Origin of the sequence: Nocardiopsis camelliae, from assembly GCF_028993595.1 — a bacterium.
Lineage (GTDB): Bacteria > Actinomycetota > Actinomycetes > Streptosporangiales > Streptosporangiaceae > Nocardiopsis > Nocardiopsis dassonvillei.
The window spans coordinates 4,032,174-4,046,836 of record NZ_CP118614.1; the positions used below are offsets into that span (position 1 = coordinate 4,032,174).

At 69.3% G+C, this 14,663-nt stretch carries 12 protein-coding genes; 4 read left to right on the top strand and 8 right to left on the bottom strand.

Annotated elements, in window-relative coordinates; genetic code table 11:
* Positions 1-16 precede the first annotated feature (16 nt).
* The gene (locus PV789_RS17660) at positions 17-316 is read left to right on the top strand and encodes a hypothetical protein (protein WP_274973668.1); all 300 of its coding nucleotides are present in this window, start codon (positions 17-19) and stop codon (positions 314-316) included.
* A 159-nt stretch (positions 317-475) separates the two neighbouring features.
* On the opposite strand, the gene arsB is transcribed toward PV789_RS17660, so the two are convergent.
* On the bottom strand, positions 476-1,561 hold the full coding sequence (gene arsB, locus PV789_RS17665) for an ACR3 family arsenite efflux transporter (RefSeq protein ID WP_274973669.1): 1,086 nt from the start codon (positions 1,559-1,561) through the stop codon (positions 476-478).
* Complete coding sequence (locus PV789_RS17670) at positions 1,561-1,845, bottom strand: ArsR/SmtB family transcription factor (protein ID WP_274978170.1); 285 nt, start codon at positions 1,843-1,845, stop codon at positions 1,561-1,563. Before PV789_RS17670 ends, arsB begins: the two co-directional genes overlap by 1 nt.
* 95 nt (positions 1,846-1,940) lie before the next feature.
* On the opposite strand from PV789_RS17670, the gene PV789_RS17675 reads away from it, so the two are divergent.
* Positions 1,941-2,594, top strand: coding sequence for an arsenate-mycothiol transferase ArsC (locus PV789_RS17675; protein WP_274973670.1), 654 nt, complete (start codon positions 1,941-1,943; stop codon positions 2,592-2,594).
* 11 nt (positions 2,595-2,605) lie between these two features.
* Positions 2,606-3,025, top strand: a complete 420-nt coding sequence (locus PV789_RS17680) for an arsenate reductase ArsC (RefSeq protein WP_274973671.1) — start codon at positions 2,606-2,608, stop codon at positions 3,023-3,025.
* A gap of 113 nt (positions 3,026-3,138) precedes the next feature.
* Here PV789_RS17680 and PV789_RS17685 read toward each other — a convergent pair whose 3' ends face one another.
* The 6 genes from PV789_RS17685 to PV789_RS17710 all read right to left on the bottom strand — a co-directional run bounded on the left by PV789_RS17685 (position 3,139) and on the right by PV789_RS17710 (position 13,685).
* Entirely contained in the window at positions 3,139-3,621 is a 483-nt protein-coding gene (locus PV789_RS17685; protein WP_274973672.1) for a hypothetical protein, read from the bottom strand.
* Positions 3,602-5,731 carry a site-specific integrase gene (locus tag PV789_RS17690; protein ID WP_274973673.1) on the bottom strand — a complete coding sequence of 710 codons (2,130 nt, stop codon included), beginning with the start codon at positions 5,729-5,731 and terminating at the stop codon, positions 3,602-3,604. Before PV789_RS17690 ends, PV789_RS17685 begins: the two co-directional genes overlap by 20 nt.
* Before the next feature lie 59 nt (positions 5,732-5,790).
* On the bottom strand, positions 5,791-7,689 hold the full coding sequence (locus tag PV789_RS17695; RefSeq protein WP_274973674.1) for a hypothetical protein: 1,899 nt from the start codon (positions 7,687-7,689) through the stop codon (positions 5,791-5,793).
* Between the two features lie 44 nt (positions 7,690-7,733).
* Positions 7,734-9,356, bottom strand: a complete 1,623-nt coding sequence (locus tag PV789_RS17700) for a site-specific integrase (protein ID WP_274973675.1) — start codon at positions 9,354-9,356, stop codon at positions 7,734-7,736.
* Complete coding sequence (locus tag PV789_RS17705; protein ID WP_274973676.1) at positions 9,238-11,199, bottom strand: PHP domain-containing protein; 1,962 nt, start codon at positions 11,197-11,199, stop codon at positions 9,238-9,240. Before PV789_RS17705 ends, PV789_RS17700 begins: the two co-directional genes overlap by 119 nt.
* Positions 11,200-11,549: 350 nt before the next feature.
* On the bottom strand, positions 11,550-13,685 hold the full coding sequence (locus PV789_RS17710; RefSeq protein WP_274973677.1) for an SMI1/KNR4 family protein: 2,136 nt from the start codon (positions 13,683-13,685) through the stop codon (positions 11,550-11,552).
* A gap of 295 nt (positions 13,686-13,980) precedes the next feature.
* On the opposite strand from PV789_RS17710, the gene PV789_RS17715 reads away from it, so the two are divergent.
* Positions 13,981-14,460 carry an NUDIX domain-containing protein gene (locus tag PV789_RS17715; RefSeq protein ID WP_274973678.1) on the top strand — a complete coding sequence of 160 codons (480 nt, stop codon included), beginning with the start codon at positions 13,981-13,983 and terminating at the stop codon, positions 14,458-14,460.
* Positions 14,461-14,663 lie beyond the last annotated feature (203 nt).

Here is a 14,663-nt window from a genome sequence, read left to right on the forward strand (position 1 = left end):
GGAAGAGAAGACCACCATGCGCCAGGTAGAGGCCACCATGTTCGAGGCCGATAACGCGGACGAGGAGAAGGCGCTCTCTCTGCGCCACCTCAGCGCCGCCAGGCGCCGGGCGCTGCGGACCCTGTGCGACGACGGACCGGCTTCCGCGGAGGGCATCGCCGACATGTGGCGGCACAGCACCCCGCTCACGGCCCGCGCCCACCTCATCGCGCGGCTGCTGTGGGTGCTGGAGTCTCTGGACTATGCCGAACCCACTGGTGCGCCTGGGGTCTACCGGGCCACCGCGCGCGGTGCGCGCGCCCTCCAGTGGCACTGAACCCACACCCCGCTCACTACAGCGCAAGCCCCTGTTCCTCCACAAGGTCGTGGGTGGTCTGCGCGATGGTGGCCTTGGTGATGTGCGCTGCGCCCATCCCGCAACCTTTGAGCGAAGGCCACGCAAGACCGTGGCCTCCGCTTTCCAAGGCGGCTCTGTCTACCGGCGTGCGGGCACGAAGCGCTTGCGCCAGGCCAGGGATACATAGACCAAGGCGATGAGTACGGGCACCTCGATCAGCGGGCCCACGACCCCGGCCAGGGCCTGCCCGGAGGTGACACCGAAGGTGGCGATCGCGACCGCGATGGCCAGTTCGAAGTTGTTGCCCGCCGCCGTGAAGGCCAGCGTGGTGGTGCGGTCGTAGGTCATGCCGATGGCCTTGCCGAAGGCGAAGGTGCCGAACCACATGAGGGCGAAGTAGGCCAGCAGCGGCACCGCGATGCGCACCACGTCCAGGGGCTGGTTGGTGATCTTCTCTCCCTGGAGGGCGAAGAGCAACACGATGGTGAACAGCAGCCCGTAGAGCGCCCAGGGGCCGATCCGGGGCAGGAAGGAGGTCTCGTAGCGCTCGCGGCCCAGCTTCCTCTCACCGATGCGGCGGGTGAGGAATCCCGCCACGAGCGGGATCCCGAGGAAGACCACGACGTTCAAGGCGATGGTCCAAGGGGAGACGTCGAGCCCGTTGGTGTCCAGGCCCAGCCAGCCGGGCAGCAGGTCCAGGTAGAACCAGCCCAGCAGGCCGAAGACCAGCACCTGGAAGACGGAATTGAGCGCCACGAGGACAGCGGCGGCTTCACGATTGCCGCAGGCCAGGTCGTTCCAGATGATGACCATCGCGATGCAGCGCGCCAGGCCGACAATGATCAGGCCGGTGCGGTACTCGGGCAGGTCGGCCAGGAAGATCCAGGCCAGCGCGAACATCACCGCGGGGCCGATGAGCCAGTTGATCACCAGGGAGGAGACCAGCAGGCGGGTGTCGCGGGTGACGGTATCGAGGCGGTCGTAGCGGACCTTGGCCAGCACCGGGTACATCATGACCAGCAGGCCGAGCGCGATGGGCAGGGAGATCCCGCCGACCTCCATAGCGGCCAGGACCTCGTTCAGGCCGGGGACCAGGCGTCCCAGGCCGAGTCCGACGGCCATGGCGAGCAGGATCCACACCGCCAGGAACCGGTCCAGGAACGAGAGTTTCGCGACGAGGGAACCATCCTCCGTGCCGCTGGTCGTCTTGTCGGTCGAGGCCATCAGCAGGGCCTCCTGTTCTCGGCCGCACCGGTACAGCGGGCCGTGGCGGCCAGGTCGGCCAACCCCTCGGACAAAGCTTCCAGGGCTTGGGGGCGCAGCCGGTAGTAGGTGAACCGGCCGCAGGGCTCAGTCTCCACCACCCCCGCCTCGCGCAGGATCCGCAGGTGGTTGGACAGGTTGGTCTGGCGCGCCCCGGTCTCCTCGACCAGGTGCGTCGTACACAGGGTCTCCCGGGCGAGCAGGGTCACGATCCGCATTCGCAGAGGATCCGCCAACACCCTCATCAACTCAGCATCGACTGATATCAGCATGTGCTGATACTATCTCATCATCCGCAACTGATGTGTGGACCCACAGCCCATCTCTCCAGGGAACCGGCATGACCAGACCTGATCCCCATCCCCTCCTGCATGAGCGCACTGAAGTAGGCGCCGCACGCCTGGCCGCACGCCACGAAGGCCGCTTTTCCATCGAGACCGTGCAAGCCCTCATCGACGACTCCCACCAGCGCCTGGCCGCCACCGCCCGGATCACCGCCCACCTCAACGTCCTGGCCGAACGCCTGAGTGCTGAACGCCTGGACGCCCTGGCCTCATCCCGAGAGCCGATCGGCATGCGACCCGCCCGCGTGCTGTTCGTGTGCGGCCACAACTCCGGCCGCTCCCAGTTGGCCGCGGCCCTGCTCGCCCACCGCTTCGCCGGACCCATCACCATCTCCTCCGCGGGCACCACCCCAGCCGCGGAACTGGACCCCCGCCTGGCCGAGGTCCTGACCGAAGTGGGAGCCGATCTCGGCGACGCCTACCCCAAGCCGCTCACCACAGAGGTCGTCGGAGCCGCCGACATCGTCGTCACTCTGGGATGCGGCGATGCCTGTCCCGTCGTGCCGGGGCGGCACTACCTGGACTGGCCCGTGGCCGACCCGCACGCATCCGATCTGGCCGGGTGGCGCCGCGTCCGCGACGTGATCGACACCCACATCACCGAACTCCTGACCCTGCTGGCCATGCCCGCCGTTCCCGAAACGAAGTAGAGAGCACCACCATGACCAACTCCGCCAAGCCGTCCGTGCTGTTCGTGTGCGTGCACAACGCGGGCCGCTCCCAGATGGCCGCCGCCTGGCTGTCCCACCTGTCCGAAGGGCGCATCGAGGTGCGCTCCGCCGGATCCGCACCCGCCGATACCCTCAACCCCGCCGTGGTTGAGGCCATGGCCGAGGTCGGCATCGACATCACCGACCAGCACCCCAAGCTCCTCACCGTCGACGCCGTCGAGGCCTCTGACGTGTGCGTGACCATGGGCTGCGGCGACACCTGCCCCATCTTCCCCGGCAAGCGCTACCTCGACTGGGAGCTACCTGACCCCGCCGGTCAAGGCGTGGCTGCCGTCCGCCCCATCCGCGACGAGATCAAGAAGCGCATCGAGGAACTCATCACGGAACTCGCTGCGCAGGAGGCTCCCTGAACCTTCAGGTCAGGGGTGAGGGGCTCTCGTCCCGGTCGCCGACAGCGGCCGGGCACAGTGGGCCTGTGCCCTCAACGGCCCACCAGTATCACCACGATGCCCTGGCCTCTTCCCTAGCTATCAGGGCTCTGCTGAGGTTCCCCCGGACCCATCGTGGAAGATCGGCGTCTGGGACCGCGCCGCCGGGGCATCTGTACCACCGTGGAATCGAGGGCATCCTCGTGGTCGCAGCGTAGGTTCTCCACCTCGACCGACAGTTCCACAGTGATCCGGCGAAGGAACGCGTTCGTCTGCCGTTCCGTTGCGAGCTGCTGCTTCACATCTTCCAGCTCCTCGACCGCAGCCGCATACCGTTCGGCGAGTTCTTGGGCAACGGTGGGCACTTTACCTTGGGCCTGGACCTTCAGCCGGAACTCGTCGACCAGATCCTGGTGGCGTGGATAGACCACGTCACGACGCAGCCCCGACTCAACGATCAGCTCGGTGGCAGTCAGTTTCCCCGAGGTCGAGCGCAAGGGCGTACCCGCCAGCAGCCGGTCGGCCGCTGTCTTGATGGCGGCAGCATCCCGGTCCCGGTCACGAGGTCTGCGCCCCATCGAGCCGCTCCCTCCTTGGCTTCTGTCGGTTGTTGCCGCGCCGTCCTTGGTCATGTGCGACGATCACTGCGTGTGCCTGGGCGGCCTTCGCCGCCTCTCTGTCTCTCAGGGGCTTGGGCGACAGTGGGTCGGCTGCGGCGGTCTCGTGTCGGGTGAGCTCTCTTCTCTTGTTCTCGATGTCGCGGTCGGTGTAGGCGAGGTTGGTGCATGTGGTGCGGCAGAGCTGTGGATCTGGCCCTCGCACATCCAGCCCGGCCGCCTCTCGCTCTTGTCGACAGGCCGCGGTCTCGGGGCGCCACACGCAGGTCATGCCCAGCCCGTGATGGATGTGAGGGTGCTTACCGGCCAGCAGGCGTTGGGCGTTGCCGGCCTGATTGACGACGCGACCTGTGAACACGGCCCCGGCCTTGCGGACTCTGCGCTGGTACTCCTGCGCGGAGGGCCCACTGACGTATTCGCCTTCGGCCAAGGCCCGCAGGTCCTCATCCATCTGCTCGCTGATCATCTCCAGCTCCTCAACAGCGAGGCTTTCCATCCATCTGGTGTCGGCGTCTCCGGCGTAGCCGAGGGTGACCTTCGCGCGCACGTGCCCGTATTGTGCTTGTGCCGCGGCGAGTCCGCCTGGGCGCCGCACCACGAAGTAGGCGAGTGTGCGGCGAAAGCGCGCCGCGTGGATGGCCTTGGCCGGGTCCGGCGGGATGGCGGGATCATCTCGGCCGGAGAATTGCGTGTTCACCCAGTCCACAAACTCCCGGATGTCGTCGTTCATCGTGCCCGAGGGCTTGGACTGGTTCCTGCGTGCGCGGACTGTGGTGGTGCGTTGTCGGCTCGGCGGGAAGAGCAGATCGGCGTCGGAGAGTGATTCCAGCATCTCCACAGCCGGAACGACCGCGCTGACTACGGCCCAGGGCCGCTCCTGGGTCTTCTCAGGCTCGGGTGCGGGATCGTGGCCAGAGCCTTTGCTGCGCCGCCCGACGAGCATGAGCCCACCGTGTTCGTCCTCGCGCAGGCATCCACGCCGCAGCTGTAGGACTTCCCCGCTGCGCATGCCGGAGAGGTAGCAGATCACGACAAAGCACGCGGCCGTCAGGTGTCGCACCAGCTGGTTGACCTCACGTACACCGATTGGACGGTCGCGCCAGGGTGCACCTTGGAAGGTCGCGGTGATCGGGCCGAGGAAGTAGGCGTCGGATTCCAGTTCAAGGCCGTAGTTCTCGGCCATGGACAGCAACAGGCCGTCGTACGGCTTCACACAGGGACCGCTGGAGGCCACCATGCGGGCGACATGCTCGTGGTCTACTCCAAGTTGTCCGCCGTGGCGCTCGCGGCGTCTCGTGCCGGGCAGCCCTCGGTTCGCGCGTTGCAGTTGGGCCAGGTAGGACGCGAAACGCTCCTTCAAGGGGGCATGGCCGAAACGCTCACGTGCTGCCAGAGTCGCCGGATGCCGTCCGTCCAAGAGCAGTCGTACTTCCTGGGCGGCGTCGCGTATGTCGGGCCCGAAGTCCTCGATCATCCGAAGCGCCCATGCCAGCAGGGCTTCCATGGTCGCGGGGTCGATGCGAGGTGTTGTGTTGTACGGGCTCTGAGCGCGCTTGGCGCCGACCAGGTCATCCGTTGAGGCCATGCCCCAGGGCCTGCGGCGTGGGAGCCGGTGTTCCTCGGGTAGCGCGTCCCGGTAACCCCAGAGGACCCGGACCGCATGCAGCAGGCGTCCCTTGTCCTGCATGGAGTTGGACAGGTCGAGTACGTGGTTCTTGTAACTGCTTAGGTCCTGACTGCTGACATCGCACAGGCGCGTGATGCCGCAGGAGTCCAGCCACCGGGCGAAGACCGACATCGACATGATCCACTTATGGACCGTGAGGACCTCGGGTTGTTCATCGATCAGGCCCGGCTGTAGTTGGGCGGGCCAGTTGGTGTTCAGCGCGACCCAGGCGCATGTCATGAAGCCTTCCCGTAAGGGGCCAGGTATCAGCCGCGGCCAGTTCTCGCTGACCGGGCACAACTGGTCGTCGAGCAGCCCCGGACCCAGGTGCCAGACCGGCTCCCCGAAGCGGGACAGTGCGGCCGTGTCCGTTGAGGCACGGAGCGGCCGGTGGGCCAGGACCAAGGTGTCTGGGCAGGGTAGAAGGTCCGCCCTTGCCGAGGACCGAGACGTCGACACGGTGCTCATCGCAGGTCCATCCTTCCGTTGACGAGATCGTCGACGAGCGCCCGTTCGGCAGCCGTGACGCGGTCGCAGGCATCAGCGCGCTCGGCCGAGGTGTAGTGCCCTAGTAGGTGGGACAGACGAGCGAACGACTCAGCGTGCAGGTGGGCCCACAGGCCCGGATCGAGGTCGCGCTGCAGGTACCTGAGTCGTCTGTGAGCTTCGACCTGGACCGGCAGATGACGGGGAAGAGCACGCGCGTTCTCACACCGCAGGCAGTCGTCGAGAAACGAGGCTCCGCACGGTTTCCCGAGCCCAGTGATCGGGCTGTTGTCCGGGTCGGTGCAGCCCACCAGCACCGTGTCCTGCTCTCCGGAGATCAGCCGGGCGAGGGTCTGCGTATCCACGCCGACATCGGACGCGGCCCCCTCCGGGTCCTTGGTGGCACGCGCGAGGAACGCCTTCGTCAGCACCGGAATCTCCTGTGCTGCCCGCGCCTTGGTGACCTCCTCCTCCAGCGTCTGGCGCATGACGGTGCGCCCGCGCTCAAGCGCTGGTCGGCTCGTCCGCAGGTAGTCGTGGTACGTCTCCCTGGTGTGTGCCACAGGTTTTCCCCGGCGCTCCAGCGCCGCCCGTCGAAGCCGGTGCACGTTGACCGACAACCCCTTGTGCTCTGCTTCTTCGCCCTGCTCGGTCGTCGCACCACCCTCAGGGAGTTCACCGGGTGAACCACCCTTTCTTGCCGGATCACCGGCTCTCTTCGTGGGACCAAAGCCATGTCCCGCAGCCCAAGCATCAATCCCGCTCCGGTGGACGCCGTGACCCCACGCCAGCCCTCCCCGAGCGCGGACTTTCGGATAACAGAAAGCGTGTGTCTCTGCGCTGTGGCGTCGCGCGAGCTCCGTGAGATCCAGCAGGAGTTGATAGACGCGCAAGGCGGAGCGGAACAGGTACTTGTCGTCATCCTCCGCCCTCAGCACGTCGACAAGCGACACAGGCACGTCCTCCAGCGGGGTCACCATGAACTCCAACGACGGCCCGCGACGTGGCTTCACTGCGTCCACAAGAGCCAGTGCGGGCCCACCAAGGTCACCATCCGGCCGGAAGTGCGCCGCTGGCCACTCTCCGATCGTTCCACGGTTCTCGCCGGTCAAATCGACGAGCATCAAGCAGAACGCCACCATCTCCTTACGTGTCAGCGTCAACCGGGAAACGAGATCGTGGACCCCGCCCAATGCCTGCACCCAGAAGGGGATACCACCACGCGGCGACGACGGCGTCACGCGTCGTGGCACATCCCCGGTCCGGTCAAGGGTGTCCAACACTCGACCGATCTTCTCGACATGGTTGAAACGGCTGGGCGAGCCCAGATCGCCACGACGGTACGCAGCCAGGAGCTCCCGCCCCGCCTGAATACGATCGCGGGCCAGGCGAATGTCACGACGGACCGCAGTCATGAGCTCCTGATGCTCGGCGCGGCTGTAGGGCTGCACCTTCGATTCGTACGCGGGCAACCGCCCGTGCAGGATGGCGTTTCGAGCCTCGACCACCAACTCCTGGTCCGCACGGAAGATCACACGCAGCCGTTCAACATGGGCCTTCTTGGAGCCCGGCGGTACGGCGAGCAAACTCTCCTTGATGTGTACGGCCGTGATGTGCGCAGGCTGGTGTACAGGCGGGCGCACTTTCCCGAGATGCCCCGCCAAGACCCGCACGCTGTCCCAAAGACTTTCGGCAGCCCTGATCCGCTTGACTCCCGAAGTCGGCCCCGTGGCCCGTGCGAACGACCGAGCCAACCACTGCTGGATACCCACACTGACCTGCAATTTCGCAAAGTCGAAGACCTTGCTGCGCCGCCCCTTCTCCTCAACGAAGAAGACACTGCACTCGTCCTGCGTGAGGACAAGCCGCTCCAGCACCTGCCAGTCCCCAGGAGGAACACTCGCCTTACGGCCTCTCCTACTCACCCATGATCCTTCGGGTCGTCGAGGATTTCCCCATCCACGGGAACGGGAGACAGAACCAACGCACTGTCCCCGGTGATCCTCCCCAGCAGGACGTCGACAGCTTCCCGCTGGTCACCGTCGATCAGCGCCATCAGGTAGTCGACCTCCAAAGCAGCGAAGGGCGCCAGGTACCAGTCCCGGGTGGTCTGCGGGTTGCGATGCCCGAGCATCGTCGCCAACTGGTACCAGACATCGCCGAACTGCTCGCGGAACGCATGCTTGTCCACCTCGGTGAACCCACGAAGACGCTGCTCCCATACAGCGCTCAGGACGGAGTACCAGGCCAGTGCATAGGAGTGCCGCAGCATGTGCGGACGAACCCACAGGGGGCACTGGCCCGTCCGCCTCTTGCGCTCCTCCAGATCCAGGTCGCCGAACCCGGGCCACCGTGACCGCGCCCACGCCTCGGCCACCCGGGAGTTGGCGGCAGCGAACGTGTTCTCCCAACTGTGAGCCCGATGCGGCATCCCGTCGACGCTCAGCCAGACCGCCAGCGGATCCAGCCCATCCTCCGTCTCCCGGAACAGCCGCAGCCGCTCCTGTGGTCCCAGCACGTCGAGGGACACCGTCGCAACACCCCCGCGCGGGGTACGTACTGTGAGCGTCCTCGTCCGCGAATTGTGCCCAGTCACGATCACGAGGCCCTGCACACGCTCGTATCGGCCGACCAACCGCGCCCGCCTGACCGCCTCCGCTCGCGATCCCTCCATCGGGTCCATGTAGCCCGCCATGGCTTTCACAACCGTCCGGGGGATCCGGTAGCTACGTCCATAACGGCGCCCCTTCGCACAGGACTGCGACAGCCACACCTTCGGGTACCGGCTCGTCACAGGGCTCGATGGCAGCTCGACATCCAGCACACTCGCCCACTCCTCCAGCCTCAACCCCGTGCCCCACAGCCCCTCGACGAACGCCGCGTTGCGATCCTCGTTGAAGCCGTTCCACCCCTGCGGCCGGAGACCGTCGAACCCATACCCCCTCAGACCCACGTCCCGCCACTGCTCAAAGGCCTTCCGAAGCAGCCACTTCACCTGACGTCGAGGAGCGCCAGCAGGACGGGAAGGATCCCGCCGCTGCGCACCCTGACCAAAGTTGCCACCGGACTGGGCAGCTTGCGACGGGATCGGGTTGAAGACCTCGTACTCACCAGAGGCCCATGCATAGAACCGCTTCAACCCCGCCCGGTCGGTGTCGAACGACGTCCCCTCCACTCGCCAGTAGTTGCGGGGATCCGCCATCCGCCAGTGCTTGAAGTCGCTGTAGTCACGCTTGCTCGCCTCGTACCAGAACCTTCCCCGCTGCTCCAAGAAGTTCAACCAAACAACGAGGGCGTAGGCGTACCGGCGCCACGTGGTTCGCTGCTTGGACACGATCTCGTCAGCACGGAAGAAGAGGTTAATCCACGGATCCGTGCCATGCCGCCTCGACCAAATGATCGGCGTTCCATCCCGCGCGCCGTTCTCACGTGCTCTTTCGTGTACGTCGCCCAACTGCCCCAGAGCCACGTCGTCCGCAGGAACAGGGAAGTCCCGGCTGAGGTCGTAGAACTCCACAGCCCAAGAGCCCTCGGATTCCTCCATACAGATGTCTCCATACCAATGTCCGGGTCAAAAACCGACAGTGACTCAGACAGTAGAGAAGACCGGGGGATTCGATCTGGTAGCAGGACAGGGTGTTGCCGGTGGCGATCATGTGGGCGGTGGCCGCGTCCGCGTCGGGCAGGGCCTCCAGGTCCGGGGCGGTGCGGGTGGTGCGCGCGATCTCGGCCTGGGCGTGGGCCAGGGTGGACTGCATCCGCACGCCCAGGATGTCGAGTTTGAGCAGGCCCCAGGGTTCCACCCCGTCCTTGTCGGCCTGGACCATCGGGTACCCCGCGCCGGAGGGCTGGGTGGGAACGCGCGAGGTCAGCTCGGCGCCGGTGAGCACGAGCCCGCAGGGGTGCATGGCCAGGTGCCGGGGCAGACCGTCCAGCCGTTCGGCCAGGGTGAACAGGCGCTCCACGTGCTCGCCGGTCAGGGGGGCGCCGCCGACCCGGGACAGCTCCGGTAGTTCCCGGGCGGCCTGGCGGATACGGGCGGCGCGCACCCGGGGGAAGGCGGCGGCGATGCGTTCGACCTCCGCCGCGGGCAGGGACAGGGCGGCCCCGGCGTCGCGCAGGGCCGAGCGGGCCCGGTAGGTGTCGACCATCGCGACCGCCGCGGCGGCGCCGGGGTGGGCGGCGATGACCGCGTCGTAGGCCTCCAGGCGCCGCGCGGACTCCACGTCCAGGTCGATGTCCGGCTGGCCGGGTCGGGAGGGCGTGAGGAAGCGTTCCATGAGCAGGCCGTGCTCCAGCGGGTTGACGGCGCTGATGCCGAGCAGGTGCACGACCAGGCTTCCGGCGGCCGAGCCGCGCGCCGAGACCCGGATGTGCTTGGCGCGGACGGCGTCGGCGGCGTCGGCCACGGTCAGGAAGTAGGACCACAGGCCCAGGCGGTCGATGACGGCGAGTTCGGCCTCCAGACGTGCCGGGGCGCGGCCGTCCCGGTCCACGCCCAGGCGGGCGGCGCCGGAGGCGCACCGGGCCCGCAGTTCGGCGGCGGCGCCGGGGCGCGGGGGCAGGTGCAGGCGTCCCATGCCCAGGTCCGCGGCCGGGTCAAGGGCGCAGGAGGCCGCCAGCGCGGCGGTGTGCGCGAGCAGCCGTCGCGCCCGGGAGCGGTCTCCCGCGCACACCGCCGTGGCCACGGTGAGCATCTCGGCGCCGGTGGCCAGGTGTGCCCGGTCGGTGGGCGGGTCGGGGGTGTAGCCGCCGGGCGCCCACTGGCGGATCCGGTCCAGGGACCGTGCCAGGGAGGCGTCGGCCGGGGTCGGGTACCGGACGGCGTTGGTCAGCACCGCGAGCACCCGGTGGTCGTCGGCCAGGCGCACCAGGGCGCGGACCGTCTCGCGCTGGCCCGGGGCGCCGTGGTCGTGCGGCGCCAGAGCGATCTCGGCGCCGGTGGAGCGCCAGGCCCGCAGCAGGGCGCGGGCGCGGCTCGCCTCTCGCCCGGCCAGGGCCCGTCCCACGTCGGAGTCCGGGCCCAGCAGCACGACCAGGCCCCGGGCGTGCTCGGCGACCTCGCCCGGAGTGGTGGCGACCGGGCCGGGGCGGTGGTGGGCGGCGGTGACCAGGCGGCACAGGGACGCCCATCCGGCCGGGCCCCGGGCGAGGAGGACGGCGCGGCCGCCGCCCGGGGCGGCCAGTGCCAGGTCGGCGCCGAGCACGGGTCGGATTCCGGCCTCGCGGCAGGCGTGGACGTGCTCGGCGGCGCCGAAGAGGCTGTCGCGGTCGGTGAGCGCCGCGACCGGCTGGTCGTCGGCCGCGGCGCGGGCCACGAGCGCGGCCGGGGCGGCGGTGCCGTGCCGGAACGAGTAGTTGGACGCCGTCCGCAGGTGCGCGAACACCGACACCCCTCCCCTGGCCGTGCGGCCGGGGAGGAAGACACCGCATTCGAACTGTCGTACGAAAACTGTAGCGTAGAGGAGGGGCCCTCGCAGCCTTGAACTGGAACTACGCCCCGAGCGACCGGGCGGCACCTTTGGCAGGGCCGGAACCGGCTGCCGCGCCAAAGCGGTTCACCTCCGCGTGCGCGGAGCTCGGTCGTGCTCGCTGGGGTCGATGGCCACGGTGGTCGGTTCACCCCCGCGTGCGCGGAGCTCGGGAGCAAACGACATGCGGAAACACAGGCCGTTATCTCCTCGCATTCTGTACCGAGAACCGCGTCAGACCCGCACCCGCGCGGAGCGCACCCGCCTCAACCAGCGGTGCGGACCCCCCGAGCGATGAACGCCGCCTCCCTGGCACGGGCCCGGGTGACCACGCCGCGCAGGGCGGGGTCGGTGAGCAGCACCACGGGAGCGATCCGGTTCGGCGCGGTGGGGTACCACCCGGGCAGGGCCGCCTCGATCACGGCCCAGGCCTCGTCCCGGGCTCCCCGCGCCGCCAACCCCCGTGCGGTCTCCAGGGCCTCCTCGAACTCCGGGGGTTCGGGCGTGCGGTGCGCGTCCAGCCACGCCTGCCAGACGGGGCCCTCCACCTCGTTCCCCTCGGGCAGCCCCGGCACCGCCCCGCGCAGGGCCTCCAGCGCGGGGCCCACGTACCCAGTGGTGTCGAGGGAGAGGCCTCGCAGAGCCAGCGGGACCGCCTCGGCCCGGACCTGCTCCGCACCGACCTCGTCCACCACCCGGGACGACAGGGTGTTGCGCAGGTCGTGGTGGACCCACCGCTGCTCCAGGAAGGCGGACAGGACCACCTTGAGGTAGGCGGCAGCCGCCGACCCCCGGGTCTCGGCCCGGTCGAAGGCCGTGAGCGCGGGGTCCACGTTCCCGGCCAGCGCCTCACGGCGCCCCAGCTCCAGCAGTTCCCCGGCGTCGTCGGAGCGCACCGGGTGCCCTCCGCCACCGCTGAGTTCCTCGAAGGAGACGCGTTCGGCGTGGACGAGCGAGGCGAAGGAGCGGTGCCGATCGCCCAGGCCGGGGTACCAGCTCGCCCAGATGTAGGCCGCCCACTCCCCGTCGGGGGAGGCGTCGCCCGCGTCCAGGATCCAGTACTCGGCGTCGGTGTCGGAGGACACCAGCAGCAGCGGCCCGACGAGCCCCTCGTCCTCCATGTCCTCCTCGTCCAGACCGAGCATGGCGGCCAGACCGGACCACTCCAGGTCGGCGGTGGAGCTCAGCGCGTAGACGAACGCCCCCATCCTCCCCCAGCCGTCGGACGCGGCGAGGAAGGAGCGGTAGCTCGGCGGCAGCCGACGGCCCAGGCGCTCCTCCAGCGCCGCGATCCGCTCCTCCGGGGCGCCCTCGTTGCCAAGCCAGGAGGAGGCCCGATCCTCCCCGGTGACCTCCTCCCCCTCCGCCTCGGCCACACGCAGCATGTCGGCGCTGTACTCAGTGAGGTAGGTCCGCCACTCTCCGACAGTCGCCGGGAGCACGGGCGCGTCCTCGTCCTCGCCCTCCGGGGCGACCGCCAGCCCCAGGAACGGTTCCGGTCCGCTCCGCGCAGTGTGGCGCAACCCGTGGAAGGCCTCGTAGGCGCGGTCCTCGGCGAAGAACCGCACCCGGTTGAGCTGGGTCTCCCCCGCTCCCGCGTTGCGGGTGACCTCCAGCCGCAGGTACCGCCAGGGCGTGTGCGCGCCGGGGCCGGTGACGGTGAAGTCGCGCGCCAGATGACGGCCGGGGAAGAACTCGTCGGACCGGGCGTCGAGGAGGGTCCACTCCTGCCCGTCCGAAGACCCCAGCAGGGACCAGTCCGCGGGGTCGCGGTCGGGGAAGTCGTCGGCGGAGTCGAGCACGTAGCGCCGGACGGTGACGGGCTCGGACATGGTGAAGTCGAGCCGGTCGGCGCGGCGCCGTGACAGCCACTTGCCCCTGGTGGGGTCGAGCAGGTTGAGGGCCTCCTCGCCCGCCTCGGTGTACTCGTCACCCGCGCGCACAGAGCGCACCACGCGGGTGAGGCCCTCCGGGCTGGGGCCCCCGACCGGCTCCAGCTCGACGGCGCGCAGCAGGACCGTTCCCCCCGCGCCCTCGCGGTCGGCCCAGTCGACCCGCGCGAGCGGGGGCCCTCCGTCCTCGACGAGCAGGCGCAGCTCCCGGTCGCCGCCCTGGATGCGGAACCGGTGGCCGGAGCGTTCGCAGGGTTCGTCCAGGCGGGTCCCCCGCCACTCGTACTGGACCCCGTCGGAGGTGACGCGGGTGCCGGTGAACCCGCCCATACGGGGGTCGAACACGGCCACGGCCTCGCCGCCCTCGCGGTCGCGCCAACCGATCCGGGCCGGTGCGACCGGCTCCCCCGGTTCGATGAGGACGTTGAGCCGGGGGGTTCGCGTCCACTCCTGCGCACCGACGCGTCGGCGCTCGGTGGAGAAGGCGAGTGGGGTCGTGTGTTCGGTCATCGGGTTCCCAGCGGTGAGGGGGTGGGGATCGGCAGGAGGGGGACGGGCGTCGCCGCCCGCGCGTCCGCAAGGAGGGTACGGGCGCCCACCGACGTTCCGGTCCCCGGCGGATCCCCGGTCTCCGTGACGACGCCCGGGCCCGGGAAGGCGCACAGATCACCGGAGTCAAGGCCCCCGGCGCGGGGAGGGCTTTCCCGACCGCGGAGTCCGGAGCGGCCCCGGACCGGGTCGCCTCCGGGACAGAGTTCTCTTGCCCACCGGGACAACCGGCTCCGACCACGGCAGGATCACGGACATGCCCGAGATCATCAAGCAGAAGGCCCGAGCGATCCTGTTCGACCGGCAGCGGCGGCTGGTGCTCATCAAGCGGACCCGCCCCGGCCGCGCCCCCTACTGGATCACGGCCGGGGGCGGTGTCGAACCGGAGGACGCCAGCGTGGAGGCCGCCCTGCACCGCGAGGTCTTCGAGGAGCTCGGCGGACGCGTCGACCGGGTGCGCGAGGTGGTGGTCATCACCGACGAACGCCCCGAGGGGACCCTCGTCCAGCACGTGTTCGTCGCCCGGTTGACGGAGATGGACCCCTCCAGCCGTACCGGGCCGGAGTTCTCCGATCCCACGCGGGGAACCTACGAGACCGTCGTCCTCCCCGGTACCGCCGAAGCCCTCAGGAGCATCCGTCTGCTCCCGGAACCACTGGCGCGGTTCCTGGAGGACAACCTGCGCGACCTGCGCGCCCTGGTGGCCGACCCCGGCACGGAGACGTCCCGCGGGTGAATCCGCCGGCCCGAACCGGCCGGACGACGGTGGAGAACCGGCCCGGGGAACACCGCTGGCGGATCGGGGCCACCGTACGTCGCGGAACGCGAACGGGAAGGTCCCGTCGTCCCCGCGTGCGCGGGGCCCGGGACCTTCCCGTTCTCTTCCGGTGTGCGCGGCTCAGGTCACGGAGCCGGGCCCCGGCCGGGGCCGCCCGCACC

Excerpts from the sequence above, each read along its gene's own strand:
- PV789_RS17660 (WP_274973668.1), top strand. The coding sequence starts at position 17 with ATGCGCCAGGTAGAGGCCACCATGTTCGAGGCCGATAACGCGGACGAG.
- arsB (WP_274973669.1), bottom strand. The coding sequence starts at position 1,561 with ATGGCCTCGACCGACAAGACGACCAGCGGCACGGAGGATGGTTCCCTC.
- PV789_RS17670 (WP_274978170.1), bottom strand. The coding sequence starts at position 1,845 with ATGAGGGTGTTGGCGGATCCTCTGCGAATGCGGATCGTGACCCTGCTC.
- PV789_RS17675 (WP_274973670.1), top strand. The coding sequence starts at position 1,941 with ATGACCAGACCTGATCCCCATCCCCTCCTGCATGAGCGCACTGAAGTA.
- PV789_RS17680 (WP_274973671.1), top strand. The coding sequence starts at position 2,606 with ATGACCAACTCCGCCAAGCCGTCCGTGCTGTTCGTGTGCGTGCACAAC.
- PV789_RS17685 (WP_274973672.1), bottom strand. The coding sequence starts at position 3,621 with ATGGGGCGCAGACCTCGTGACCGGGACCGGGATGCTGCCGCCATCAAG.
- PV789_RS17700 (WP_274973675.1), bottom strand. The coding sequence starts at position 9,356 with ATGGAGGAATCCGAGGGCTCTTGGGCTGTGGAGTTCTACGACCTCAGC.
- PV789_RS17710 (WP_274973677.1), bottom strand. The coding sequence starts at position 13,685 with ATGACCGAACACACGACCCCACTCGCCTTCTCCACCGAGCGCCGACGC.
- PV789_RS17715 (WP_274973678.1), top strand. The coding sequence starts at position 13,981 with ATGCCCGAGATCATCAAGCAGAAGGCCCGAGCGATCCTGTTCGACCGG.